Genomic DNA, 24,782 nt, shown 5'->3' on the forward strand with positions numbered 1-24,782 from the left:
CGCTCGAGCCGTGCTCAGCTCACGTGTATCGCGCACCCGAGCCGCCTTCAAACCGCATTCAACCCTTCATCAACCAAGCCCATCGACCATGCCCCTCTCCCCGCAACAGGACATCCTCGAGATCGCCCAGGACGCCTCCGTGCTCCGTTTCGCGCCGCAAGCCGGTGGCCGTCTCCTGTCGTGGACCATCGACGACAAAGAGGTCATTCATTGGCCCGAAAACGCCGACTGGAGCCAACCCGCGAGAATTCGCGGCGGCAATCCGCTGCTGTTTCCGTTTCTCGGCCGGCATCGTGTCGACGGCAAGATCGGCTACTGGCGTGACGCACACGGCACGGTGCGCGAATTGCCGATGCACGGCTTTGCCCGCGATCTGCCCTTCGAAGCCCACGCGGACGTGCACGGCGCCGGCTTGCGCATGACCCTCGCCGACAGCGACGCGACACGCGGCGGCTATCCGTTCGGCTTCCGCTTCGAGGCGACGTATCGGCTTGTCGATACGCATACGCTGGACGTCACGCTAAGCACCACCAATACCGGCGACACGCGGCTGCCCTATTACTCGGGCCATCACTTCTATTTCACGCTGCCGCATACACAGCGCGCCGAGACCTCGCTGGAACTGCCGCGCACCGAACGGCGCTATCAGCAAGACGACGGTTCGATCAGCGCGGCCGAGCCGGGCGCGGCGCGCTACACGTTCGACGAGGCGCGCATTCAGGATCGCTTCCATTGTCTCGTCGGTGCGCCGGATCAACCCGTGCGCCTCGTCGCGCCCGGCCTGAACCGGCTCATCACGATCGATCTGCAACGCCCGGACTCGCTGCCCTGGTACGCAGTCACGACATGGACCGAAGCCGCGGAGTCGGACTTCTACTGCGTCGAGCCGTGGCTGGGTCTGCCGGATGCGATCCACAACGGCATGGGACTGCGCTGGCTCGAAGCGGGGCAAACCGAGACCGCGGCGCTACGTATCACCGTCACTGAGAACGTCTCTGGAAACGTCACTGAGAACGCCGGCAAGCCGCGCTGATTGCAGGTTTTCCACCCATGGCGACGTAACGGGTTACGCGCAGATCGCGCGCGTTTGGCCGCGTAACCCACCGTGCGCGCCGCCTTCGTACCCGTTTTTCGGATGCTGCAGCGCAAAACCGTTAGAATCGGACGCTTTGCATCCACCTGCCGCGTGATCAGGATCGGCGCGCGGCAGCGCTTTGCGAGGTCCAATGCTTAACACAACAAGAATGGTGAAACGGCTCGCCTGCGCGTCGTTGTTGGCGGTGCTCGCCGCCTGTGGGTCCGCTCCGGTGGGGCCCGGCTTTTATCGCGTCGAACGGGGCGATACGCTGTCGAAGATCGCACGCAGCAACCGGCAATCGGTGCCAAGCATCGTGCGCTGGAACAACCTGACCAACCCGGACAGCATCGAGGTCGGCCAGGTGTTGCGCGTCGCGCCCCCGGGCAATGCTGCGTCGTCCACCAGCGGTGCGGTTCGCAGCAGCGGCGCAGGCAGCGCGAGCGCTTCGGCCGCGCCGCGCCCGGCGCCCGCCGATAGCACGCCGTCGCCCGCGCCGGCTTCGACAATCTCGCTGGTGTGGCCGGCCGACGGCACCGTAATCCGGCGCTTCGACGGCAGCAACTCGAAGGGCATCGACATTTCGGCGGCCGCGGGCACGCCGGTGATCGCCGCTGCCGCCGGCACGGTGGTCTACGCGGGTAACGGCTTGCGCGGCTACGGTAACCTGCTGATCATCAAGCACAACGCCGAGTATCTGACTGCCTACGCACACAACCGCGCGTTGCTGGTGAAAGAGGGTCAGTCCGTCGCTCGCGGCGAGAAGATCGCCGAAATGGGCGACACGGACACCGATCGGGTCATGCTGCACTTTGAACTGCGTTATCAGGGCCGCTCGATCGACCCGTCGCGGGCACTGCCACCGCGTTAGCCGCCCCGCTTCAGGCACGCGCCCTGCAAAGTCGAGGGAACCCGGCGCGCTGTAAAACGCCCAATCCTATGCACGACGTGGCTTCGCGCCACGTCTTCCCCCGTCATCCGCAAGGAATTTGAAATGAAAAGCGCACTCGCGTCCTTAACAACGGCCGCGGCGATCGGCCTCGGCCTGGCGGTGCTCGGCAGCCTCGGCGGCTGCTCCAGCACCACCACGATGACCTACCTGCCGAGCGGCGACACAGGCTTTGCGATTAACTGCAGCGGCAGCGACGCAAGCTCCAGTTGGGCCGAATGCTACAAACGCGCGGGCGAAGTCTGCGGCAACTATGGTTACGACGTCGTTTCGAAGGACGTCGACAACGGCGCCACCTCGGGCGGCACGGTCGGCGGGATTTTTGGAGCGAACGTCAAGAACCGGTCGATGGTGATTCGCTGCAAGCAGTGAAGGCAAGGTAAAACGCCATAGCAGAAAGCGCTGCGACGCTAGCGCGAGCGGCGCCGCCAGCGTCCCGAGCGCGGGTCGATGCGTGCTGCGAACGCGAGCAGCAGACCGAGCGCAATCGGCCAGACGCCTAAAAAGATGCTCAACCAGGCCATGATCAATGAAAGCAAAAAGTAATTTTCAATGATCCGTGTCGCGTGTGAATCGCTAGTGACGCTGGCTTGAAACTGCTGTGACCGGGCAGAAAAAAAGCCCGGCACGAGGCCGGGCGAACGGGGGTTCGGCGCATATCGGCAAAGGACCGGTTCACCATGCGCCAAAACGAAATCTAACAACCTGCATTTACAAGTGCAATCTATTAATTTCGTGGAAAATGTGACGCGCCGTACGGAATCCGCATTATGTGAAGGAAAATGTCGGAAATAAGCGAGGTAAATACCCCAATCCGTTCCAGGCGAAGCGCCATAAAAATGGCTGGTGAAAAAACCGAACGCCGCTCGCAAAACCTTATGAATCAATCACCTGACCGCACGCTATTGGAAAGGCCTGACAAAAGCCCGCTAGCCGGTTCCCGCCATGCGCGCCCAGCATGAACCAGACGCTTTATGCATTGCGAACCTTTAGTGCGCCAACGCACCATCGCGATGTATTAGCGGATATTGAGCGATGCAAATAATCAACCGTACTTCCTGCACCGCATTCGCGAATGGCGAAGATATTTAAATATCTTCAGATCAACTGACAAATTGCGAAGCTTAAAATCGGCTGCGGTTAATGAATCGATAAATCGGATGATAGGCGCGGGCGGCCATTCGTTCAAGCTGGCCGAATGGCTAAACCCGGCCAGCCTGAACAGCGCTCACATGACTCGCAGGCCCAGTTCGGTCACGAGCACCGCCGCCTGCTGATGCGAAATCGTCGCGCCCTTGAAAAGCGCGGCGTCGACGAGCCGCACACCGCTCAGATCGGCCTCGCGCAGGTCCGCGCCGTCAAAGCGCGCGCCTTTCAGATGCGCATCCTTCAGACTGCCGCCGTCGAAGACCGCCTCGCGGAAATCGACTCCGGCCAGATCAGCGTCGGAGAAATCGAGTTGCTGGAGCGTGGCCTTGCGAAACGACAGGCCGCGCAAATGCGCGCCCACCAGCAGGGTTTCGACGAAGCTCAACCCGAGTGCCGTGCAGGCTTCGAAATTGGCGCCGGTCAGCTTGCAGCTATGAAACGACGCCGAGGCAAGTTTGGTGCGCCGCCAACTGGTGTTGTTCAGATCGCTCGACTGGAACGCTGCGTCGACCAGATCGGCCGACGCGAAATCCGCCTCGCGGCCGCGACAGCGGACCCAGCGCGTGTGTGCCAGCATCGCGCCAAAGAATGACGTTTCGACGATCGTGCAACGATGAAATTCAGCCCCACGCAGATCGAGTCGCGACAAATCAGCGCCTTCGAAATCGCAATCGGTGAAATGAAGCGGCTCTTTGGTCCCCGCCACGCTCGCGGCAATGAGACGCTCTACGTCAGCGCGCGTGAGTGTGGCGCCGGTCAACCCATGAGCTTGCGCGCCCGAAACCGGCGCCGTTGAATCCAGTGACATGAAGGTTCAGAATGAATTTCGAAAGACCTCAAGCGTACCGGAACGCGCGCCGTCATGGCGGTCCGCGCTGATGGTTTATAGTAACGGCCCCGCCAGAACCCGCTTACGATGACTTCCAACGACGCCACTCATAGCCCGCTGTACGCCAAGCTGCTCGGCGAAACCGCCAAAATCGGCTGGGCCGAACTCGAACGCTTTTTTGCGCGCGGCATGCTGCTGCGCGTTGCACGCGACATCGATCTGGTGAGCGTCGCCGAGGCCATTGCCAGCGACGACGCCGCGCAGGTCACGCAATGGCTGTCGTCCGGCCTCGTCGAGCGCGTGCAGGCGGAAACCGCCGCGGATTTCGCCGCGCGCGATCCCGATCTGTGGGCGGTGGTCGTCTCGCCCTGGGTGTGCGTGCAGGAACGTAGTTGAGCGACCCCGCGCACGCCCCGAAGGAAGTCCCCTTGGGGGGCGCCCCGAAGGAAGTCCCGCCGGGGGCAGGCGCACCCGCGACACCTCCCGCCGTTCCCGTACGCTGGCACCGCCGGGTGCTGACGCTGGCATTCCCAATCGTCCTCGCCAATCTCACGCAGCCGATTCTCGGTGCGGTCGACACCGCCGTTGCCGGCCATCTGGACGGCGCGTCCTATCTCGGCGGCGTGGCGCTCGGTGGCCTGTTTTTCAACTTCGTATTCTGGGGCTTCGGCTTCCTGCGCATGGGCACCACGGGTCTCGTCGCGCAAGCGCACGGCGCAGACGACCAGGCCGAGTTGCGCAACAACGTCGTACGCGCACTGTTGCTGGCGGCGGTGATCGGTGCAGCGGTGCTTTTGCTGCAAATGCCGCTGATCGGCTACGCGTTGCGCGCGATCGGCGGCAGCGACGCGGTGCAGCGCCACGCGCAGATCTACTGTCACGCTCGCATCTGGGCCGCGCCGCTCGCGCTCGGCAATTATGTGGTGCTCGGCTGGCTGCTCGGCACGCAAAAAGTACGCCTCGCGCTGCTCTCGCAAGTGTTCATCAACAGCGTGAACATCGCAGCGGTGCTGCTATACGTGTACGGTTTCGATTGGGGCGTGGCCGGCATTGGCGCGGCCACGGCCACGGCCGACGCGCTCGGCTTCGTACTCGGCGCCGCATTGTTGTGGCACGGCAGACCGCACGGCCTGCCTGCGTTGAACCGCGCCGCCCTCTTCGACGCCGCCGCGCTCAAGCGTCTGGTGGTGCTGAATCGCGATATCTTCGTGCGCACGCTTTGTCTGCTTTCGTCGTTCGGCTGGTTCGCCCACCTCGGCGCGAGGCAAGGTGACGCCACGCTGGCCGCCAACGCACTGCTGCTCAATTTTCAGACCTTCATGGCCTATGGGCTCGACGGCTTCGCGCATGCTGCCGAAGCGCTGGTAGGCGCCGCGATCGGCGCACGCGACCGGCACGCTTTCGCGCAGGCTATCAAGGTGACGGCGCTGTGGTCCGCGCTCGGCGCGCTGGGCTTCTCACTCGTGTACTGGGGCGCGGGATCGTGGATCATCGACGCTCTGACCAATCAGGCTGCCGTGCGCGCCACGGCCGAGACTTATCTGCCGTGGGCCGCGCTGTTACCGGTGATCTCTGTGTGGGGATTTCTGCTCGACGGTGTGTTCATCGGCGCGACGCGTACGCATGAGTTGATGGCGTCGATGGCGATGTCGTTTGCCTTGTTCGTCGTGGCTTCGTGGAGCTTGCTGGCGCTGTATGGCAATCACGGCTTGTGGGCCGCGATGCTGATCTTCATGGCAGCGCGCGGCATCACGCTCGCGCGTTTTTTGCCGGGCGTTGTGCGAGGCATGGCAGGCGTCGCCGCCTGATCTTTACTTCAGCGTCCGGCGTGCAGACGCCGCGCACCCGCACTCCCGCACTCGGTTACGGCTTGAAACAAGCGCATACATATCATGCGCGCAGTGCGCTCTAGAATAACCACAGCCCGCGTCGTCCGCGCAAACAGTCTGCGCGGGTCAGAAGCGCCGACGTGCCCGCGCCGGTGCTTCGCTTTCACTCAGAACAGGCGCTCAGGGCGCGGGCGCCATCATTGGCGGCCGGTCGTCGGTGAGTACGCCGTGGTAGTCGACGGGATCTTTCGGCGGCGGCCCGCCATGGTGCCCGGAAGGATCGTTGGCACAGCCGGCGAGTCCAGCAGCCAGCATCAACGCAATCAACAAAACGCGATTCATAGACTCTCGATACAGAATGACAATAACGGCGGCAAAGCGCCGAGAGTCTACCTGCAATTCGCATTCGACGAGATCGACGTAAGCAGTCTCCCCCTCCCATTTTGCTATGCGTGACCTACTATAGAGGCACAGTGCATGTCATAGGAGACTGCCATGGACGCTGAATCGATCGCAGGTCTGATCGGACTTGCAATAGGTCTGCTCGTGTTACTCGCCCTGTCGATTTTTGAAGCGAGAACCTATCGGCGCGAACATGACGGCGAAGGCATGCTGCACCACTGGGTAGCGCACCAGCACATGCCGCACTGGATGCGTCGCCGGCATTGAGGAAAAACCTCGCAGAAACTCTTTTTTCACTCCGGCGCAATTCGTGGTTGACTCTGGCACCTAATGCCACGTAGAATCTCGGATTCGTCGGAGCGTAGCGCAGCCTGGTAGCGCATCTGATTTGGGATCAGAGGGTCGAAGGTTCGAATCCTTTCGCTCCGACCATAGATACAAGGGTTTGAAGTCCTCGGACTTCAAACCCTTTTTCTTTTTCTGCTCCCTCCCGACCTCCAAATGGGCCGCAACGAATTGCGAGGCCCGCCTCCACATGGCGCTGTCCCGCCTTGTCGCCGCACATGCCGTCATGCGACAGTGCTATAAGGCAATGTCGGCTTCCCCGCTGCCGCAAAGACAAGGAGCTCAACATGAATCTGATCCTCTGGCGTCACGCCGAAGCCGAAGACTTCGCCCCGAGCGATCTGGCCCGCGCACTGACCACGAAGGGCCGCAAGCAGGCGCAGAACGTCGCCAAATGGCTACGCGCGCGCCTGCCCGACGACGCCGTGATTCTCGCGAGTCCCGCGGTGCGCACCATCCAGACCGCGGAAACGCTGAGCGACCAGTATCGCGTGGTGCGCGAACTCGCGCCTAACGCCAGCGCGAACGACGTGCTCACCGCCGCCGGCTGGTCAAAAGGCATTGCGCCGACCGTCGTGATCGTCGGCCATCAGCCGACCCTCGGCCACGTTGCCGCGCGCCTGCTCGGCAACAGCGAAGCAAGCTGGCCCTTGAAGAAAGCCGGCCTCTGGTGGATCGAAAGCCGCGAACGCGACGGCGACGACCAGGCCGTACTGCGCGCGGCGATGAGCCCGGATCTGGTCTAAGCCGGTCGCGCGGAAACAACACATCCCGCGAGCATCACTCGCCCGGCCCGCGACATTACAAGCCACGCGCGCGCAGCTTACGGGCAGTCATCTAATCGTCATGGCTTTGCCATGCGAGCGTCACCAGGCGTTACTACATTGGCGAAAAAAGAAATCTCCCTCTTTTCGACCAGGACGCCACATGCGAGAACTGCCGACGCCTACCCTGCCCCTGGCTTCCCTCTTCGAAACGCGCCGTCTGCCACGCGCCGAAGAGACGGTCACTGCCCAGCATCGCCTGCAAGTCACATGGGCCCGCACCGACGAAGAACTGCGCGAAGCCCAGCGCCTGCGCTATCGCGTATTCGCCGATGAAATGGGTGCGCGTCTGACGGGTCCGGCCGGCCTCGACGTCGATTCGTTCGATTCATACTGCGATCATCTGCTGGTGCGCGATCTCGACACACTGAAGGTGGTCGGCACCTATCGCGCACTGCCACCGCATCAGGCCGCCCGTATCGGGCGCCTGTATGCCGAAAGCGAGTTCGACGTGTCCCGTCTCACGCACCTGCGCGCGAAAATGGTCGAAGTGGGCCGCTCATGCGTGCACCCGGACTATCGCAGCGGTTCGGTGATCATGTCGCTGTGGGCAGGGCTTGCCGCGTACATGAAGCACAACAACTACGAGACGATGCTCGGCTGCGCGAGCGTCGCGATGGTCGACGGTGGCCACTACGCAGCGAATCTTTATTGCGCGCTGCGCGACAACGCGCTGACCGCGCCGGAATACCGCGCGTTCCCGCACACGCCGCTGCCGGTCGAAGAATTGCAAACCGGTGCCGACGTCGCCCCGCCGCCGCTCGTGAAAGGCTATCTGCGCCTCGGTGCGAAGATTTGTGGCGCGCCGGCCTGGGACCCCGACTTCAACACCGCGGACTTTCTGACGCTGTTGCGTCTGACGGATATCAACGCGCGTTACGCGCGGCACTTTCTCGGCGACGCGTCGCCGCGCTGAACGGCGCGCAAACCACCCGGCACAGTTAGCCGGAGACGCGAGCGAGATAAAAAAAGCCCGGCGAATTTGCCGGGCTTTTCATTTACAACGCATGAATTTCAATCGTCCGTGTAGACCACGCGATACGGAATGCCAACCTTCTCCCACTCCGCAGCCTCCTGAATCAGGCTGTAATCGGTCAGCGGATTGTTAGCCACCCACTCGTTCGGCAGACGCACCTCATAACCGCCGTTGACCTGCGCAACCGCGATACCCGGCAAGCCGACATCCGCACGCCGGCGGCACAGCAACGCCGCGAGCCGCAAGCAGAACAACAGCGGCCATTCCACTTCGCGCGTTTGCGACAACTTGCCGAGCTTCCCCGCGTGGCCGAGCACTAGCGCGGCGAGCCGCGCCTGGTCGGTGCGCGAAAAACCCGGCATATCGGCGTTGCTGGCGATATAGGCCGAATGCTTGTGATAGGCGCTGTGGGAAATCGACAGCCCGATTTCGTGCAAGGCCGCGGCCCAGCCGAGAAACATATGGTTCTCGGCGCGGCGCTCCTCATCCGGCTCGGCAAACTGGTCGTAAAAGCGCACCGCAAGTTCGCCGATGCGCCCGGCCTGCGCCCGGTCCACGCCATAACGGCGCATGAAGCCTTCCACCGTCAGCGTGCGCATGTCCTCGTGCTGCGCACGGCCCAGCAAGTCGTACAGCACGCCAAGGCGCAGCGCACCATCTGTTGTATCGACGTAATCGACGCCGAGTTCGTCGAACACCGCGATCATGATCGACAGGCCGCCTGCCAGCACGGGAATGCGATCCGCCTTCAATGCGATCAACTTCAGACGATTGACGTTTTCCGCCTTGATCAGCGCGCGCTTGAGACGCTCGAGCCCACCACGCGAGATGCCGTGCGTGACGCCCGGATCATTGAAGCCGTTTGCCTCGACCAGTTCGGCGAGCGCCCGTGCGGTGCCGGACGAACCGATGGCCTGTTCCCACCCGGTTTTCTTGTACTCGGCAGAAATGATCTGGATTTCACGGCTCGCGGCGAGCTCCGCCTGGCGCATCGTGTATTCGTCGACATTACCCGCCGGGAAGAAAGCGCGGCTGTGGCTCACGCAACCGATATACAGGCTCTCCATTTTGATCGGCGTGTAATGCGAGCCGATGATGAATTCCGTCGAGCCGCCGCCGATATCCACCACAAGACGCTTGCCCGCGCTCGCGGGCACGGAGTGTGCAGCGCCTGCATAGATCAGACGCGCTTCTTCGCGCCCGGCAATCACTTCGATCGGGAAGCCGAGCGCGGCTTGCGCCTCGCCGAGAAACTCGCCGGCGTTCTTGGCGATGCGCAGCGTATTGGTGGCGACGGCGCGAACGTGGTCGGGATGAAAATCGCGCAGCCGCTCGCCGAAGCGCTTGAGCGCATCCCAGCCGCGCACTTGCGAGGCGCGATCGAGCATCTTGTCGCGCGACAGACCGGCGGCAAGACGCACCGGCTCGCGCAATGCGTCGACCTGATAGATCTGGCTGCCCGCTTCGGTTTCTTCGACCCGGCCGACAATCAGCCGAAAGCTGTTCGAGCCGAGGTCGACGGCAGCAAGCAGTTGTGGGGTATTGACCATCGAGTAAGCGAACTCCGTGCGCGCGTGAGCGGCGGCGTTGAATGCGGAAGGTGCCAGATGTCCATTCGGCGCCTTGGACGCCTTATGGCCGGCCGCGCGGTTGAAAGACGCCATTCTAAGCGTACCGGGCCTCACGATGTCGCCTCGCAATGATGGGGGTGCCCTATGGTCCCACACACACTGCGTCACAATTACGACACGCGACCAATACGGCGTAGAATTTATAACATTCCGATTGTCATAACAACGTCATCATACTGTGAGAATTTCCGAGCGTCTTTTCGTCTCCCCTCCTGACATTCCATTCTCGCTGCCGATGTCCATCCGCTACCCCCTATTGAATCGCGAGCTGGGCATTCTGGGTTTCAACGAGCGTGTGTTGGCGCAAGCCGCCGACCCCGCCGTCCCTTTGCTCGAACGCCTGCGCTTCATCTGCATCACCAGTAGCAATCTCGACGAATTCTTCGAAGTCCGCATGGCCGGACTGCAGGAACAGATGCGCGACAACCCCGGCGCAATGTCGCCGGACGGTATGTCGTTGCAGCACGTATACGACCTCGTGGTCGAGCGCGCGCAGCGGCTCGTGCATCGTCAGTACACCATGCTGAATGACACGGTGTTCCCGGCGCTCGAAACTGAAGGCATCTATTTTCACGGCACTGAGGCGTGGAACGAAGCGCAGACCGAATGGGCGCGCAACTACTTCTTCGACGAATTGCTGCCGGTGCTCACGCCGATCGGTCTCGATCCGGCTCACCCGTTTCCACGCGTGCTCAATAAGAGCCTGAACTTCGTGGTCGAACTCGAAGGCAAGGATGCGTTCGGCCGTCAGGCGATGATGGGCATCGTGCAGGCGCCGCGTGCCCTGCCCCGGCTCGTGCGCATGCCGCAGGACCTGTCGGGCTATCCGCATGGATTCGTGCTGCTGAGCTCGTTGCTGCAACGCTTTGTCGGCGAGCTGTTCCCGAATCTGGTGGTGCGCACCTGCAACCAGTTTCGCATCACGCGCAATAGCGAACTGTTCGTCGACGAAGACGAAATCACCAATCTGCGCGTCGCGTTGCAGGGTGAACTGCCGGCGCGGCATCTGGGCAACGCGGTGCGGCTCGAAGTGTCGGCGGACACGCCCACGCACGTCGTGCGGCGCCTGCTCGACGAAAGCAGCCTGTCCACCAAGGATTGCTACTTCGCCAACGGCCCCGTCAATCTGGTGCGGCTAATGCAATTGCCGGAGATGGTGGACCGGCCCGATCTGAAATTCGTGCCGCATATTCCCGCGATTCCGGCACCGATCGCCAACAGCGCGAGCATGTTCGACGTAATCGATCAGGGCGACGTGCTGCTGCATCATCCCTACGAGAGCTTTCAACCGGTGCTCGAGTTGCTGCTGCAAGCGGCGAAAGACCCGAACGTGATGGCCATCAAGCAGACCATCTATCGCACCGGCACGGACTCGCCGCTGATGGACGCGCTGATGCAGGCCGCGCGCAACGGCAAGGAAGTGACGGTGGTGGTCGAACTGCTCGCGCGCTTCGACGAGGAAACCAATATCAATTGGGCGTCCCAGCTTGAAGCGGTGGGTGCGCACGTCGTGTACGGCGTGGTGGGCCACAAGTGCCACGCGAAGATGATGCTGATCGTGCGGCGTGTATCGTCGGGCGGCAAGACCACGCTCAAGCGTTACGTGCATCTCGGCACCGGCAACTATCATCCACGCACCGCGCGTCTTTATACCGACTTCGCGCTGATGACCGCCGACCAGAAAATCTGCGAAGACGTGCACCACGTGTTCCAGCAACTGACCGGCATCGGCGGCGAACTGAAGCTGCATGAGTTGTGGCAGTCGCCGTTCACGCTGCATCCGAAACTGGTCGAGGCGATTCGCGCTGAAGCGGTTCACGCGCGCGCCGGCAAGAAGGCGCGCATCGTCGCGAAGATGAACGCGCTGCTCGAACCTACCGTGATTGCCGAGTTGTACGAGGCGTCGCAGGCCGGCGTGAAGATCGATCTGATCGTGCGTGGCGTATGTTCGTTGCAACCGGGTGTGCCGGGTTTGTCGGAGAACATCACGGTACGTTCGATTGTCGGGCGCTTCCTCGAACATCATCGCATTTTCTATTTCTACGACGACGGCAAGGAACAGGTCTATCTGTCGAGCGCCGACTGGATGGACCGCAACTTCTTCCGGCGTGTAGAAGTGGCGTTTCCGATCAACAATCGCCGCCTGAAGCGCCGTGTGATTGCCGAAGGCCTATCGGCGTTTCTCGGCGACAATCAATCCGCTTGGCTCATGCAAAGCGACGGCCACTATCGGCGCCGGCGGCCGGGCAAATCCTCGCGCAATGCGCAGATGAGTCTGCTGGGGAAATTCTGTCCGTAAGCGCCTGATCGTGTTCGTCGCCGTTGCGGCGACCCGCACAAAAAAAGCCCGCCTTTGCCACAGGCGGGCTTTTTTTCAGGGCAACATTTTCAAACCGGCGCCGGTTGCCTGCGTGCCGTGCGGTACACCGGGAAGCGCACGGTGAACGTGCTGCCGCGCCCCTCTTCGCTCTTCACATCGAGCTGCGCATCGTGCCGTTGCAGCACGTGCTTGACGATGGCAAGCCCGAGGCCCGTGCCGCCGGTGTCCCGTGAACGGCTGCGGTCGACGCGATAGAAGCGTTCGGTCAGACGTGGAATGTCCGCGGCCGGGATCCCCAGACCGCTGTCCGTGACCGAAAAAACCGCACTGCCGCCGTTGCCGCGCCAGGTCACCGTGATCGCGCCGCCGTCCGGCGTATAGCGGATCGCATTGGTCACGAGGTTGCCAAGCGCACTGAGTATTTCCGTTTCCACGCCGGTGACGGTGAGCCCTTCGTCGGCATCGAACACGATGTTGTGATGGTCGCTCGACAGGCTTTGCGCGTCGTCTTTCAGATGGCGCAGCACCGCGCGCATGTCGATCATCTGATCGCTCGGCGGCTTGTTGTCGCCTTCGAGCTTCGCGAGCACCAGCAAGTCGTTGACGATATGGCGCATCCGCGAGGCTTGCTGCTCCATCAGTTCGAGGTAGCGCCCGCGCTCGGCTTCGCTTAACGGCAGTTCCCGCATCGTTTCGAGAAAACCGGAAAGCACGGTCAGCGGCGTCTTCAGTTCGTGCGAGACATTGGCGACGAAGTCGCGCCGCATCGCGTCGGTACGCTCCAACTCCGTGATGTCTTGCGACAGCACCAGCTTGCGGTTTTCACCGTACGGGAACACCTGCACCGACAGCACGTTCTGCCGCTTGTCGCCCATGCCGCGCATGATCAGCATCTGTTCGTAGCGCTGCGAATTCAGATAACGCACGAAATCGGGCTGGCGCACCAGATGCGTGATGTGCTGACGCAGATCGCGTTTCGCATCGAGCCCGAAATGCAGTTCGGAGATCGCGTTGCACCACTCGATCTGATCGTGATCGTCGAGCATCGCCACGCCGTTCGGCGAAGCCTGGATCGCCTGGATGAAACGCGAATGTTGTTGCTCGACCTGACGCACCTGCGCATGCCAGCGCTTCGCGAGCTTATGCAGACGGTAATAGATTTCGCCCCAGATGCCGGGGGCGCTCGGCACTTCGCCGTAGACCGGCGCGTCGAGCAAACGCCACAAACGCTGTTTGTGGAAGGTGCTAAAGAGGCTCTGCGCGAGCAGCATGAGAATCGCGAGAACCAGCCCTGCCTTGACGTTCACGAGTGCGCCGACCACCACGCACAGAACAGCCAGCAGCACGACCGACACGATGGAGCGCGCCCAGATGATGTTCATGTTCTAGCGATCGAAGAGAAAGGTGCTACCGCAAACTCAGGCGCTCTTCGCGAGCCGGTAGCCGCTGCCGCGGACCGTCTCAATCATAGCATCGCATCCGGCCGGCTTGAGCGCCGCGCGCAAACGCTTGATGTGCACGTCGACCGTGCGCTCTTCGACGAACACGTGGTCGCCCCACACCTGATCGAGCAATTGCGTGCGGCTGTGCACGCGCTCCGGGTGCGTCATGAAGAAGTGCAGCAAACGAAATTCGGTCGGGCCGAGGTCGAGCTTGATCTCGCTGCCTTCCGCATGGGCGGCGACACGATGCGTTGCCGGGTCGAGCTTCAGACCGTTGATCGCCACCAGGTCTTCGGTCAACTGCGGCGCACGGCGGCGCAACACCGCCTTGATCCGCGCCATCAGTTCCTTCGGCGAAAACGGCTTGGTGACGTAGTCGTCCGCGCCGATTTCGAGGCCGAGCACCTTGTCCTGTTCATCGCCACGCGCGGTCAGCATGATGATCGGAATGTGCTTGGTCCGCTCGTTGTTGCGCAGATCGCGAGCGAACGCGATGCCTGACTTGCCCGGCAACATCCAGTCGAGCAGCACGAGGTCAGGCAATACGTCGCTGATCAGGTTTTGCGCCTGCTCCGCGTTGTACGCGCGAATCGGGCAGTGTCCGGCGTGTTGAAGATTCACCGAAATCAGTTCGGAAATGGCGGGCTCATCTTCAATGACGAGAATGCTGCTGGGCATCGGCACCTCTGATCCTTATAACTGATTAACTGAGTGCTTCGCGTTCGAGCGCGTCGCGCGACTTGTGCCGCACGTCGGTGCCCTTGACGATGTAGATGATGAATTCAGCGATGTTTTTCGCATGGTCGCCGATCCGTTCGATCGCCTTGGCGATGAACAGAAAATCGAGGCCCACCGAAATCGACCGCGGATCTTCAGTCATGTACGAAATCAGCTTGCGAACGAAAGCGCGGAATTCTTCGTCGATCGCCTTGTCGTCGCGCATAATCTGCGCGGCGGCGACCGTGTCCAGACGCGCAAAAGCGTCCAGCGCGCGGCGCAGGATCGACACCGCCATTTCGCCCGACAATTTGATCTCGGCGATATTGATGCTGCGCGAAGCGCCGTCTTCCATCAGACGCTTGGTGCGCTTGGCGATTTTTTCAGCTTCGTCGCCGGCGCGCTCGAGATTCGTGATGGTTTTCGAAATCGCGATCAGGAGGCGCAAGTCGCGCGCGGCCGGCTGACGGCGCGCGATGATGTTGCTGCACTCTTCGTCGATCTCGACTTCCATCGAATTCAGACGGTCTTCAGCGGCAATCACCTGCTCGCATACGTCGAGGTCGAAGTTGTTAAGCGCGATCATCGCGTTGACGATCTGCGACTCGACCAGGCCGCCCATTTCGAGCACCTTCGAGGAAACGAGGTTCAGGTCGGCGTCGAACTGGCTGGACAGATGTTTATCGGACATGTCGTACTCCGTTGTTTTGCTCGGCGGCTTAGCCGAAGCGGCCAGTGATGTAGTCCTCGGTTTCCTTGCGGACCGGCTTGATGAAGATCTTTTCGGTGTCGCCGAATTCGATCAGTTCACCGAGGTACATATAGGCAGTGTAGTCCGAACAGCGCGCGGCCTGTTGCATGTTGTGAGTGACGATCACCACCGTGTAGTCGCTCTTCAACTCGGCGATCAGCTCTTCGATACGGCCCGTGGAAATCGGGTCGAGCGCGGAGCACGGCTCGTCGAGCAGCAGGACTTCGGGGCGGATCGCGATACCGCGCGCGATACACAGACGCTGCTGCTGGCCGCCGGACAAACCGTAGCCGCTCTGGCCCAGCTTGTCCTTCACTTCGTTCCACAACGCGGCCTTGGTCAGCGCCCATTCCACGCGGTCGTCCATTTCCGAGCGCGGCAGCGTTTCGAACATCTTCACGCCGAACGCAATGTTGTCGTAGATCGACATCGGAAACGGCGTCGGCTTCTGGAACACCATGCCGATCCGCGCGCGCAGCAGCGAAATATCGCGCTTGGAGGTCAGCAGGTTTTCGCCGTCCATCAGGATCTCGCCTTCGGCGCGTTGCTCCGGATAGAGCGCGTACATCTTGTTGAGCGTGCGCAGCAAGGTGGACTTGCCGCAACCCGACGGGCCGATGAACGCGGTCACCTTGCCTTCGGGAATCCGCAGATTGATGTTCTTCAGCGCGTGATACTTGCCGTAGAAGAAATTCAGGTCGTTGATCTCGATCTTCGGAGCCGACGGCGCTTGCGCCTGGCCGCTTTGGACGGGATCGAAACCGGCGGGCGCCGTCGGACGCGCGGTCTGATTGAGTTGAGTTTCTGCCATATTCATCGGATTACACTCCGCCCTTACTTATTCGAAAAGATCGACCGCGCAAGGATGTTCAATCCCAGCACTGCGAGCGTGATCAGGAAGACACCGGCCCATGCAAGCGATTGCCATTGCGCAAACGGGCTCATCGCGAACTTGTAGATCGTCACCGGCAGGTTCGCGACCGGCTGGTTCATGTCCATCGAGAAGAATTGATTCGACAACGCCGTGAACAGGAGCGGCGCGGTTTCGCCGGCAATCCGCGCGACGCCGAGCAGGACGCCGGTGATAATGCCCGCGATCGACGCCTTCAGCGTGATCGACATCACCATCTTCCACTTCGGCGTGCCGAGTGCGAAAGCGGCTTCACGCAGTGCATTCGGCACCAGCTTCAGCATGTTCTCAGTGGTGCGGATCACGATCGGAATCTGCAGCAGCGCGAGCGCGAACACACCCGCCCAACCACTGAAGTGCCCCATCTTCGCCACAACCAGCGCGTAGACGAACAGACCCACCACGATCGACGGCGCCGACAACAGGATGTCATTGATGAAACGCGTGATACTGGCAAGCCAGCCCTTCTGACCGTACTCGGCGAGATAGACGCCCGCCAGAATGCCGATCGGCGTGCCGACGAAGGTTGCGAGCGCAACCAGCATCAGGCTGCCGACAATCGCGTTGGCGAGACCGCCGCCATCGGTGTTCGGCGGCGGTGTGGACTGTGTGAACAATTCGATCGACAGGCCGCCGATGCCAAGGCGCAGCGTCGTATAAAGAATCCACACCAGCCACAACAGGCCGAACGCCATGGCTGCGAGCGACATGGTCAGCGCAAGCGCATTCTTCGCGCGGCGGCGGCCTTGCAGACGCACGCGCATCGCTTCGAGCGCAACGGCGTCGTTCGAACCCGGCATATTCAAGGTGGGCTGGCTCATTTCGCGCCCTCCCCTTTTTCGAGGCGAAGCAGCATGATCTTCGAGATTGCCAGCACGATGAAAGTAATCACAAACAGGATCAAGCCGAGCTCCATCAGCGCCGACGTATGCAGGCCCGGATCGGCTTCCGCGAATTCGTTGGCGAGCGCCGAGGTAATGCTGTTACCCGGCGAAAACAGCGAGACGTTATCGAGCAGATTGGTGTTGCCGATCACGAACGTGACCGCCATCGTCTCGCCGAGCGCGCGGCCGAGGCCGAGCATGACGCCGCCGATCACACCGCTCTTGGTGAAGGGCAGCACGATCTTCCACATCACTTCCCAGGTCGTGCAGCCGATGCCGTACGCCGATTCCTTCAGGAGAACAGGCGTGACTTCGAACACGTCGCGCATCACCGAGGCGATATACGGGATGATCATGATCGCGAGAATCACGCCCGCGCACAGGATACCGATGCCGATCGGCGCCCCCTGAAACAGCGCGCCGACGAACGGGATGCCACCCAAAACCGCGCCAAGGGGTTTTTCGAACCACGCCGCGAAAATCGGCGCGAACACCAGCAGACCCCACATGCCGTAGACGATCGACGGGATCGCGGCAAGCAGTTCGATGGCGATGCCGAGCGGACGGCGCAGCCACGCGGGCGCGAGTTCGGTCAGGAAAAGCGCGATGCCGAAGCTGACAGGCACCGCGATGATGAGTGCAATGAGCGAGGTCGCGATCGTGCCGTAAATGGGCACCAGTGCGCCGAATTGCTTGCTAGGTGGATCCCAGTCGGCGGTCCACAGGAACGCGAGCCCGAACTGCTTGATCGACGGCATGGAGGCGACGATCAGTGAAACGATGATGCCGCCGAGCAGCAGCAGGGTGATGATGGCGGCGAGACGGGCAAGGCCGCCGAAAATGACGTCACCGGCGCGGCTGGGAGCTTTCTGCTGCGACGCGCTGCCGGGCGGTGTCGACCTCGACGCGCCAGACGCTAATTGGATATCGGACATGAGAGCCTGATGGACCTGTTTCCAGTTGCCGCATGACACTTGTCGTGCGGCGAATGATGCTGGCGAATGCTGGCTAATGTTCGCTGATGCTGGCTAGTGCCGGGGTAATGCCATTGGCCGTCCTCGACTGAGGACGGCCAATGTCTTGCGCAATGCCTACCGCTTACTGTGTCGCTTAGTCAGCGATAGCCTTGCCTGCCGTGTCCTTCACCTGCGCCTTCCACTTCGTGCGGATTTCCGACACCACCGATTCCGGCAGCGAGATGTAGTCCAGGTCGTTGGCGGCCTGCGAGCCATTCTTGAACGCCCAGTCGAAGAACTTCAGCGTTTCCGTACCTTGCGCCGGCTTGTCCTGCGCCGTGTGCAGCAGCACGAACGTTGCGCCGACGATCGGCCATGCGTTCTTGCCCGGCTCGTTCGTCAGGATCTGGTAGAACGACTTCGACCAGTCCGCGCCCGCTGCCGCTGCCTTGAACGTGTCCGTCTTCGGCTCGACCACCGTGCCCGACGAGTTCTTCAGGCCGACGTACGTCATTTTGTTCTGCTTCGCGTACGCCCATTCCACGTAGCCGATTGCACCCGGCAGGCGTTGCACGAAGGCTGCGACGCCGTCGTTGCCCTTGCCGCCCGTACCCGTCGGCCAGTTGACCGTCGAACCTTCACCGACCTTCGACTTCCAGTCAGCGTTGACCTTCGACAGGTAGTTCGTCCAGATGAAGCTGGTGCCCGAACCGTCGGCGCGGCGAACCACGGCGATGTCGGTATCCGGCAGCTTAGCCTTCGGGTTCAGCGCAACGATCGCCGGATCGTTCCACTTCTTGATCTTGCCCAGGTAGATGTCGCCGAGCACTTCGCCCGACAGCGTCAGTTCGCCCGGCGTCACGCCCGGCACGTTGACAACCGGCACCACGCCGCCGACAACCGTCGGGAACTGGAACAGGCCTTCCTTGGCGAGGTCGTCGTCCTTCAGCGGAGCGTCCGAACCGGCGAAGTCGACCGTCTTCGCGATGATCTGCTTGATACCGCCCGACGAACCAATACCCTGGTAGTTGACCTTGCCGCCACCCGACTTCTGGTAGGCGTCAGCCCACTTCGTGTAAATCGGTGCTGCGAAGGTGCTGCCCGCGCCGGTGATGTCTGCGGCTTGCGCTGCGATCGCGAAAAGCGCGCCAGCGACGCCAGCGAACACGGTTTGCATCAATTTCATGAGACCTCCAAGGGTGTGAGCGGTGTGAGCGAATAACACGAACACCGCGAAGCTTAGGGTCTCTTTGTGACAGTAACGTGACTAACCGTGAAACGGATGTGACAGTAGGATTACTAAGGTGAAAGGCGTTTGCACGGAAAAATTGCCGATCTGGCGGAGTTGCGAGCGTCGTTTTACAGATTAGATGAAAAAGATGAGGCGCGAACGTTTGCGTGCGGGTTGGCGGGCAAACACGGGCCGATTTGCGGGTCGGCGGGCTGAAGGAGCGGTACGGGGTTGGCAGCTCGACTCGTACAGAGATCGGCTAGGTGGCGGATGACGGGTGGCGAGTGGCGGTGCGGCTCACTTGGCCCCGTCCCGCCACCCCGCGGGTATGTGCAGGTCAGACCGTCGCCTGCTTTACCGCCTCGGCAATCGTTTCGGCATGGCGAACCGCGTCGTTGACGTTTTCCGCTTCGACCATTACACGCAGCACCGGCTCGGTGCCGGATGCGCGGATCAACACGCGGCCACGGCCGTTCAACGCTTCCTCAGCCTTGCTGATGGCGCCCCGAATCGCAGCGCTGCCCTTCCAGTCGGCGCCGGGTTGCATCCGCACGTTGATCAGCTTCTGCGGGAACAGCGTGACGCCGTGGAGCAATTCGGCAAGCGTTTTGTCGCTGCGCTTCATCGCGGCCAGCACCAGCAGGGCCGACACAATGCCGTCGCCGGTGGAATGGCGGTCAAGGGAGAGAATATGGCCGGAGCCTTCCGCACCCAGTTGCCAGCCGTGCTCGCGTAACTGCTCGAGCACGTAGCGATCGCCCACCGCCGCGCGGACAAATTTCACACCGGATTCCTGCAGCGCGACTTCGACCGCCATATTGGTCATCAAGGTGCCGACCGCGCCTTCCACTTTGCCGTCGGTCGCCATGCGGTCCTTGACCAGCACGTACAGCAGCTCGTCGCCGTTATACAGGCGGCCCGCCGCGTCCACGATCTGCAGCCGGTCGGCGTCGCCGTCGAGTGCGATACCGAGGTCCGCGTGGTTCGCGCGCACCGCGCGCACCAGTGCATCCGGAGCGGTCGCGCCAAAGCCGTCATTGATGTTGAAACCGTTCGGCGCGACGCCGATCGGGATCACATCGGCACCGAGTTCGTGGAACACGTGCGGCGCAACGTCGTACGCGGCGCCGTGCGCGCAGTCGACCACCAGCTTCAGGCCGCGCAGATCGAACGCCGCCGGAAAAGTGCTCTTGCAAAATTCGATGTAGCGCCCGGCTGCATCGTCGAGGCGACGGGCCTTACCGAGCTGCTCGGAGGCGGCACATGCGAGCGGCAGATCGAGTTGTTCCTCGATCTGCAATTCCACTTCGTCGGGCAGCTTGTTGCCGTCAGCGGAGAAAAATTTGATGCCGTTGTCGTAATAGGGATTGTGCGACGCGCTGATCACGACGCCCGCGGCAAGCCGCAATGCGCGCGTCAGATAAGCGATGCCCGGAGTCGGCATCGGGCCAGCCAGCATGACGTCGACGCCGGCAGCGGAAAACCCTGCTTCGAGCGCAGCTTCGAGCATGTAGCCCGATACCCGTGTGTCCTTACCGATCAGCACCGTGGGCCGCGCACCCGTCCTTGCCCAGCGATCCGCGCCCGCTAGCACTTTACCGGCGGCGTAGCCGAGCCGCAGCACAAACTCCGGCGTAATGGGCCCTTCGCCGACCTTGCCTCGAATCCCGTCCGTTCCGAAATAACGACGTGCCATCTTTTATGTTCCTCCTTGGCTTTTGGGGGTCAGCCACGCGCGCGGCTGTGGTTCGCCGCGTCGCGCATGGCTGCCCATACTTTCAATGCATCCACTGTTTGCGCGACATCGTGCACGCGCAGAATGGCCGCGCCGCGCCCGGCGGCGCACACTGCCGCAGCGATGCTGCCGGCGACGCGCTCCGGCGCCGGCCGTCCAATGACCGCACCGACCATCGACTTGCGCGACATGCCGGCGAGAATGGGATACGGCGGCTCGGCGCGCGGCGCCGTATCCGGCAGGTGCGCAAGCAGTGCGTAATTGTGTTCGACCACCGACTTGCCGAAGCCGAAGCCCGGATCCACGCTGATACGCGCACGGGCAATGCCCGCCTGCCGCAAGCTCGCCACCCGTTCTTCGAGAAACTGCCGCACCTCGCTCACTACGTCTTGATAGTCGGGCTCGCGAAGCTGCATGGTCTGCGGCTCACCCAACATATGCATCACGCACAAACCGCACGCGCTGTCGCGCACGGCATCGACGGCGCCCGGCATCCGGAAGCCCCAGACGTCGTTGATCAGATCGGCACCCGCGGCCAGCGCGCGACGCATCACTTCCGGCTTATACGTATCGATTGACAGCGGCACATTCGCGCCGTGCAACTGTTCGATCAGCGGGATCACCCGCTCCAGTTCTTCGTCGAGCGGCACGGGCGGTGCGCCCGGGCGGGTCGACTCGCCGCCGATGTCGATGATGTCCGCGCCGTCGAGCAGCATGCGCTCAGCCTGCCGCAATGCATCGCCACGCATCGCGTACTTACCGCCATCGGAAAAAGAATCCGGTGTGACGTTCAGGATGCCCATGACCAGGGGGCGTTCAAAGGTCAGCTTGAAGCGGCCGCATTGCAGCGGTTCGGGGATGGGAAGAGAAGGAAATTCGACTTTCGGCACGTAGCGTTCAATCACGTAAAACAGATAAATGCAAAACGGGCCGGTGTGAAACACACCGGCCCGCACTTTCTACTGGTCGCCTATCAGGCCGGCGCGGTCGCGCTGCCCGGCTTGACCTCGGTGCCCGGGCTGCCACCCGACGAGGCGTCGCCAACCGACGGCGGCGAGCTCTTCGGCGAGCGCGGCGGACGGCCTGCCATGATGTCGTTGATCTGATCGGCGTCGATCGTTTCCCACTCCATCAGCGCGGCGGTCATCGCTTCGACCTTGTCGCGGTTCTCGTCCAGCAGGCGCTTCGCGAGGTTGTACTGCTCGTCCAGCACGCGGCGGATTTCCGCATCGACCTTTTGCTGCGTCGCTTCCGAAATGGTCCGCGTGAAGCCACGGCCAAACGGCGTTGCGTCGTTTTCGTCGTCGACGTAGACCATCGGCCCAAGCGCGTCGGTCATGCCGAAGCGAGCCACCATGGCGCGGGCCGTAGCCGTTGCCTTGTTGAAGTCGTCCGATGCGCCGGTGCTGATCAGGTTCAGGAACAGCTCTTCTGCGACACGGCCACCGAACAGGATCGCCAGGCGGTCCAGCAGGTAGTCCTTCGAGTACGTTTCGTTGTCATGTTCCGGCAACTGCCACGTCACGCCCAATGCACGGCCACGCGGAATGATCGTGACCTTGTGCACCGGATCAGCCTTCGGCAACAGCTTGGCGATGACTGCGTGACCCGATTCGTGATACGCGGTGGCGCGCTTCGATTCCTCGCGAATCACGGCCGACTTGCGCTCCGGACCCATGAAGATCTTGTCCTTCGCGTCTTCGAAATCCGCCATCTCGACGATGCGCTTACCACGGCGAGCCGCGAACAGCGCTGCTTCGTTGACCAGGTTCGCCAGATCGGCGCCCGAGAAGCCCGGCGTGCCGCGTGCGATCACCGCTGCGTCGACGTCGTTCGAAATCGGCACCTTGCGCAGGTGAACCTTCATGATGTGCTCGCGGCCGCGGATGTCCGGCAGACCAACGTACACCTGACGGTCGAAACGGCCCGGACGCAGCAGCGCCTTGTCCAGCACGTCCGAACGGTTCGTGGCGGCGATCACGATCACGCCCGAGTTCGCTTCGAAACCGTCCATCTCGACCAGCATCTGGTTCAAGGTCTGTTCGCGTTCGTCGTTACCGCCACCCATGCCGGCGCCACGATGACGGCCGACCGCGTCGATTTCGTCGATGAACACGATACACGGCGCATGCTTCTTGGCCTGCTCGAACATGTCGCGCACCCGAGCCGCACCGACACCTACGAACATTTCCACGAAGTCCGAACCCGAAATGCTGAAGAACGGCACTTTCGCTTCACCGGCGATGGCACGCGCCAGCAGTGTCTTACCGGTTCCCGGCGGGCCTACCAACAGCACGCCGCGCGGGATGCGGCCACCCAGCTTCTGGAACTTCTGCGGATCACGCAGGAAGTCGACCAGTTCGGAGACTTCTTCCTTGGCTTCGTCGCAACCGGCGACGTCAGTGAAATTGATTGCGTTGTTGTTTTCGTCGATCAGACGTGCACGGGATTTACCGAACGAGAACGCACCGCCTTTCCCGCCCCCCTGCATCTGTCGCATCATGTAGAACCAGAAGCCGATGATCAGGATCGTCGGTCCGAGGTAATACAGCGCGGACACCAGCGCATTCGGTTCGTCGTCAGCCTTGCCGCTCACCTGAACGCCATACTTCATCAGATCGCCAACCATCCAGATGTCGCCCGGCGACACGATCTGGTACTTCTGGCCGTCTGCTGGAGTGACCGTGAGGTTCCGCCCCTGGACAATGACGTTCTTGACTTTGCCGTTCTTCGCGTCGTCCATGAACTGCGAATAGGAAACACCTTCCTGGACACGGGGCTTGTCGAACTGCTTGAACACCGTAAACAGCACCAGTGCGATAACCAGCCACACTGCTGCCTTCGAAAACATATTGTTGTTCAAAGCACCACTCCTTCACTTAGACGGGCGCCTACATTTGCCTTGCGGCACCACGAAAGCATTCTAATCCAGTCCGCAGACCCCTGCCATAAGGTTTCACTACCACAGAAATAGCGTAGCGGACCATCACAGCGCCAATTTCCAGCGCCATGGGCACCTTATCGGCAGATGCGGGACCTTCCTGCAGCACGCCTATGCGGGCCGCTTGAGATGCTTACCCAAAATAAATGTTTCTGACGACTTGTCCCGCGAGGCTTTCGGCTTGCGAGCCGCCACCACCTTGAACTGGCGCTTGAACTTTTCGACAATCTGGCTATAACCGCTGCCATGAAAACATTTGACTAAAAGGGCGCCATCTGGCTTCAGATGGTTTTGCGAGAATTCCATCGCGATATCGCACAGATGCTCGATTCGCGCGGCATCCGCCAACGCCACTCCCGACAGGTTGGGCGCCATATCCGAAATTACAAGGTCGACCTGGCGTTCCCCGACTAATTCTTCGAGTTGCTCAAGAACCGAGTCTTCGCGGAAGTCGCCCTGGATGAAATGAACGTCGGCGATCGGCTCCATTGGCAGCATGTCCAGCGCGATAATCGTGCCGTCGATGCCGCCCTCGCGCTCGGCGTCGCGCTTCGAGCCCTTCGCAAGCTTGTTACGGGCGTACTGGCTCCAGCTGCCCGGCACCGAGCCGAGGTCGACAATCACCTGGCCCGGCCGGATCAACTTGTCCTGCTCGTCGATTTCCTTAAGCTTGTAGGCCGCGCGGGCGCGATAGCCCTCCCGCTGCGCCATTTTGACGTACGGGTCGTTGATGTGATCATGCAACCACGCCGTGTTGAACTTGTTTTTTGCCATTAAAGGTGAACTCTTGCTGCGAAATGTGGCGCTTTAGGGGATAATACGCGGTTAATTCGCGCGGCCACCGCCAAAACTGGCAGTCATCCGCGATTCTGTTGTTCTGACGCGC

24 protein-coding genes and 1 tRNA gene are annotated in these 24,782 nt (G+C 61.8%); 10 read left to right on the plus strand and 15 right to left on the minus strand.

What is annotated here, in order from left to right:
- The first annotated feature begins 88 nt into the window (after positions 1–88).
- The 3 genes from PQR67_RS06455 (at position 89) to PQR67_RS06465 (ending at position 2,396) form a co-directional block, all read left to right on the plus strand.
- The gene (locus PQR67_RS06455) at positions 89–1,033 is read left to right on the plus strand and encodes an aldose epimerase family protein (protein WP_408456045.1); all 945 of its coding nucleotides are present in this window, start codon (positions 89–91) and stop codon (positions 1,031–1,033) included.
- Positions 1,034–1,226: 193 nt separating this feature from the next.
- Positions 1,227–1,946, plus strand: coding sequence for a peptidoglycan DD-metalloendopeptidase family protein (locus PQR67_RS06460; protein ID WP_408456047.1), 720 nt, complete (start codon positions 1,227–1,229; stop codon positions 1,944–1,946).
- Between the two features lie 123 nt (positions 1,947–2,069).
- Positions 2,070–2,396 (plus strand): hypothetical protein, encoded by a 327-nt coding sequence (locus PQR67_RS06465; RefSeq protein WP_408456049.1) that lies wholly within the window; start codon positions 2,070–2,072, stop codon positions 2,394–2,396.
- Between the two features lie 38 nt (positions 2,397–2,434).
- Here PQR67_RS06465 and PQR67_RS06470 read toward each other — a convergent pair whose 3' ends face one another.
- Together PQR67_RS06470 and PQR67_RS06475 are read right to left on the minus strand one after the other, a co-directional pair.
- A complete protein-coding gene (locus PQR67_RS06470) occupies positions 2,435–2,911 on the minus strand; it encodes a hypothetical protein (protein WP_408456052.1) in 477 nt (158 codons plus the stop codon).
- Positions 2,912–3,252: 341 nt separating this feature from the next.
- Positions 3,253–3,981: a pentapeptide repeat-containing protein gene (locus PQR67_RS06475; protein ID WP_408456055.1), complete on the minus strand. Its 729-nt coding sequence runs from the start codon at positions 3,979–3,981 to the stop codon at positions 3,253–3,255.
- 108 nt (positions 3,982–4,089) lie between these two features.
- Between PQR67_RS06475 and PQR67_RS06480 the strand changes: the two genes are divergently transcribed.
- Both PQR67_RS06480 and PQR67_RS06485 read left to right on the plus strand, forming a co-directional pair.
- Positions 4,090–4,398 carry a DUF2288 domain-containing protein gene (locus tag PQR67_RS06480; protein WP_408456057.1) on the plus strand — a complete coding sequence of 103 codons (309 nt, stop codon included), beginning with the start codon at positions 4,090–4,092 and terminating at the stop codon, positions 4,396–4,398.
- Between the two features lie 32 nt (positions 4,399–4,430).
- Complete coding sequence (locus tag PQR67_RS06485) at positions 4,431–5,810, plus strand: MATE family efflux transporter (protein WP_408456535.1); 1,380 nt, start codon at positions 4,431–4,433, stop codon at positions 5,808–5,810.
- Between the two features lie 201 nt (positions 5,811–6,011).
- Here PQR67_RS06485 and PQR67_RS06490 read toward each other — a convergent pair whose 3' ends face one another.
- Positions 6,012–6,173 carry a hypothetical protein gene (locus PQR67_RS06490; protein ID WP_408456060.1) on the minus strand — a complete coding sequence of 54 codons (162 nt, stop codon included), beginning with the start codon at positions 6,171–6,173 and terminating at the stop codon, positions 6,012–6,014.
- Positions 6,174–6,326: 153 nt separating this feature from the next.
- Here PQR67_RS06490 and PQR67_RS06495 point away from each other — a divergent pair, with 153 nt between their 5' ends.
- The 4 genes from PQR67_RS06495 (at position 6,327) to PQR67_RS06510 (ending at position 8,318) form a co-directional block, all read left to right on the plus strand.
- On the plus strand, positions 6,327–6,500 hold the full coding sequence (locus PQR67_RS06495; RefSeq protein WP_408456062.1) for a hypothetical protein: 174 nt from the start codon (positions 6,327–6,329) through the stop codon (positions 6,498–6,500).
- 88 nt (positions 6,501–6,588) lie between these two features.
- Positions 6,589–6,665 (plus strand) — tRNA-Pro (locus tag PQR67_RS06500).
- Positions 6,666–6,865: 200 nt separating this feature from the next.
- Positions 6,866–7,324: a phosphohistidine phosphatase SixA gene (gene sixA, locus PQR67_RS06505; RefSeq protein WP_408456065.1), complete on the plus strand. Its 459-nt coding sequence runs from the start codon at positions 6,866–6,868 to the stop codon at positions 7,322–7,324.
- Positions 7,325–7,505: 181 nt separating this feature from the next.
- Positions 7,506–8,318: a GNAT family N-acetyltransferase gene (locus PQR67_RS06510; RefSeq protein ID WP_408456067.1), complete on the plus strand. Its 813-nt coding sequence runs from the start codon at positions 7,506–7,508 to the stop codon at positions 8,316–8,318.
- A 98-nt stretch (positions 8,319–8,416) separates the two neighbouring features.
- Here PQR67_RS06510 and ppx read toward each other — a convergent pair whose 3' ends face one another.
- Positions 8,417–10,042, minus strand: coding sequence for an exopolyphosphatase (gene ppx / locus PQR67_RS06515; RefSeq protein ID WP_408456069.1), 1,626 nt, complete (start codon positions 10,040–10,042; stop codon positions 8,417–8,419).
- Positions 10,043–10,244: 202 nt separating this feature from the next.
- Between ppx and ppk1 the strand changes: the two genes are divergently transcribed.
- Positions 10,245–12,308: a polyphosphate kinase 1 gene (ppk1, locus tag PQR67_RS06520; protein ID WP_408456538.1), complete on the plus strand. Its 2,064-nt coding sequence runs from the start codon at positions 10,245–10,247 to the stop codon at positions 12,306–12,308.
- Positions 12,309–12,397: 89 nt separating this feature from the next.
- On the opposite strand, the gene phoR is transcribed toward ppk1, so the two are convergent.
- The 11 genes from phoR to PQR67_RS06575 all read right to left on the minus strand — a co-directional run bounded on the left by phoR (position 12,398) and on the right by PQR67_RS06575 (position 24,670).
- Positions 12,398–13,711 (minus strand): phosphate regulon sensor histidine kinase PhoR, encoded by a 1,314-nt coding sequence (phoR, locus tag PQR67_RS06525; RefSeq protein ID WP_408456071.1) that lies wholly within the window; start codon positions 13,709–13,711, stop codon positions 12,398–12,400.
- Between the two features lie 36 nt (positions 13,712–13,747).
- Positions 13,748–14,449 carry a phosphate regulon transcriptional regulator PhoB gene (gene phoB, locus PQR67_RS06530; RefSeq protein WP_028199153.1) on the minus strand — a complete coding sequence of 234 codons (702 nt, stop codon included), beginning with the start codon at positions 14,447–14,449 and terminating at the stop codon, positions 13,748–13,750.
- Positions 14,450–14,474: 25 nt separating this feature from the next.
- Positions 14,475–15,179 (minus strand): phosphate signaling complex protein PhoU, encoded by a 705-nt coding sequence (gene phoU, locus PQR67_RS06535; protein ID WP_408456073.1) that lies wholly within the window; start codon positions 15,177–15,179, stop codon positions 14,475–14,477.
- 28 nt (positions 15,180–15,207) lie between these two features.
- Positions 15,208–16,056, minus strand: a complete 849-nt coding sequence (gene pstB / locus PQR67_RS06540) for a phosphate ABC transporter ATP-binding protein PstB (RefSeq protein WP_408456076.1) — start codon at positions 16,054–16,056, stop codon at positions 15,208–15,210.
- Between the two features lie 17 nt (positions 16,057–16,073).
- Complete coding sequence (gene pstA, locus PQR67_RS06545) at positions 16,074–16,970, minus strand: phosphate ABC transporter permease PstA (RefSeq protein ID WP_408456080.1); 897 nt, start codon at positions 16,968–16,970, stop codon at positions 16,074–16,076.
- Entirely contained in the window at positions 16,967–17,968 is a 1,002-nt protein-coding gene (pstC, locus tag PQR67_RS06550) for a phosphate ABC transporter permease PstC (protein ID WP_408456083.1), read from the minus strand. The genes pstA and pstC overlap by 4 nt, the downstream gene beginning before the upstream one ends.
- Before the next feature lie 175 nt (positions 17,969–18,143).
- Positions 18,144–19,175: a phosphate ABC transporter substrate-binding protein PstS gene (gene pstS / locus PQR67_RS06555; protein ID WP_408456086.1), complete on the minus strand. Its 1,032-nt coding sequence runs from the start codon at positions 19,173–19,175 to the stop codon at positions 18,144–18,146.
- Positions 19,176–19,557: 382 nt separating this feature from the next.
- A complete protein-coding gene (gene glmM / locus PQR67_RS06560; protein WP_408456088.1) occupies positions 19,558–20,916 on the minus strand; it encodes a phosphoglucosamine mutase in 1,359 nt (452 codons plus the stop codon).
- 29 nt (positions 20,917–20,945) lie between these two features.
- Complete coding sequence (folP, locus tag PQR67_RS06565; RefSeq protein ID WP_408456540.1) at positions 20,946–21,845, minus strand: dihydropteroate synthase; 900 nt, start codon at positions 21,843–21,845, stop codon at positions 20,946–20,948.
- 83 nt (positions 21,846–21,928) lie between these two features.
- Positions 21,929–23,818 (minus strand): ATP-dependent zinc metalloprotease FtsH, encoded by a 1,890-nt coding sequence (ftsH, locus tag PQR67_RS06570; protein ID WP_074282683.1) that lies wholly within the window; start codon positions 23,816–23,818, stop codon positions 21,929–21,931.
- A gap of 189 nt (positions 23,819–24,007) precedes the next feature.
- A complete protein-coding gene (locus PQR67_RS06575; RefSeq protein WP_408456091.1) occupies positions 24,008–24,670 on the minus strand; it encodes an RlmE family RNA methyltransferase in 663 nt (220 codons plus the stop codon).
- Positions 24,671–24,782 lie beyond the last annotated feature (112 nt).

The organism is Paraburkholderia fungorum, assembly GCF_046026025.1.
GTDB lineage: Bacteria > Pseudomonadota > Gammaproteobacteria > Burkholderiales > Burkholderiaceae > Paraburkholderia > Paraburkholderia fungorum_E.

Coding starts and splice junctions, on each gene's coding strand:
- PQR67_RS06455 (WP_408456045.1), top strand. CDS start 89: ATGCCCCTCTCCCCGCAACAGGACATCCTCGAGATCGCCCAGGACGCC.
- PQR67_RS06460 (WP_408456047.1), top strand. CDS start 1,227: ATGCTTAACACAACAAGAATGGTGAAACGGCTCGCCTGCGCGTCGTTG.
- PQR67_RS06465 (WP_408456049.1), top strand. CDS start 2,070: ATGAAAAGCGCACTCGCGTCCTTAACAACGGCCGCGGCGATCGGCCTC.
- PQR67_RS06475 (WP_408456055.1), bottom strand. CDS start 3,981: ATGTCACTGGATTCAACGGCGCCGGTTTCGGGCGCGCAAGCTCATGGG.
- PQR67_RS06480 (WP_408456057.1), top strand. CDS start 4,090: ATGACTTCCAACGACGCCACTCATAGCCCGCTGTACGCCAAGCTGCTC.
- PQR67_RS06490 (WP_408456060.1), bottom strand. CDS start 6,173: ATGAATCGCGTTTTGTTGATTGCGTTGATGCTGGCTGCTGGACTCGCC.
- PQR67_RS06495 (WP_408456062.1), top strand. CDS start 6,327: ATGGACGCTGAATCGATCGCAGGTCTGATCGGACTTGCAATAGGTCTG.
- sixA (WP_408456065.1), top strand. CDS start 6,866: ATGAATCTGATCCTCTGGCGTCACGCCGAAGCCGAAGACTTCGCCCCG.
- PQR67_RS06510 (WP_408456067.1), top strand. CDS start 7,506: ATGCGAGAACTGCCGACGCCTACCCTGCCCCTGGCTTCCCTCTTCGAA.
- ppx (WP_408456069.1), bottom strand. CDS start 10,042: ATGGCGTCTTTCAACCGCGCGGCCGGCCATAAGGCGTCCAAGGCGCCG.
- ppk1 (WP_408456538.1), top strand. CDS start 10,245: ATGTCCATCCGCTACCCCCTATTGAATCGCGAGCTGGGCATTCTGGGT.
- phoR (WP_408456071.1), bottom strand. CDS start 13,711: ATGAACATCATCTGGGCGCGCTCCATCGTGTCGGTCGTGCTGCTGGCT.
- phoB (WP_028199153.1), bottom strand. CDS start 14,449: ATGCCCAGCAGCATTCTCGTCATTGAAGATGAGCCCGCCATTTCCGAA.
- phoU (WP_408456073.1), bottom strand. CDS start 15,179: ATGTCCGATAAACATCTGTCCAGCCAGTTCGACGCCGACCTGAACCTC.
- pstB (WP_408456076.1), bottom strand. CDS start 16,056: ATGAATATGGCAGAAACTCAACTCAATCAGACCGCGCGTCCGACGGCG.
- pstA (WP_408456080.1), bottom strand. CDS start 16,970: ATGAGCCAGCCCACCTTGAATATGCCGGGTTCGAACGACGCCGTTGCG.
- pstC (WP_408456083.1), bottom strand. CDS start 17,968: ATGTCCGATATCCAATTAGCGTCTGGCGCGTCGAGGTCGACACCGCCC.
- pstS (WP_408456086.1), bottom strand. CDS start 19,175: ATGAAATTGATGCAAACCGTGTTCGCTGGCGTCGCTGGCGCGCTTTTC.
- glmM (WP_408456088.1), bottom strand. CDS start 20,916: ATGGCACGTCGTTATTTCGGAACGGACGGGATTCGAGGCAAGGTCGGC.
- PQR67_RS06575 (WP_408456091.1), bottom strand. CDS start 24,670: ATGGCAAAAAACAAGTTCAACACGGCGTGGTTGCATGATCACATCAAC.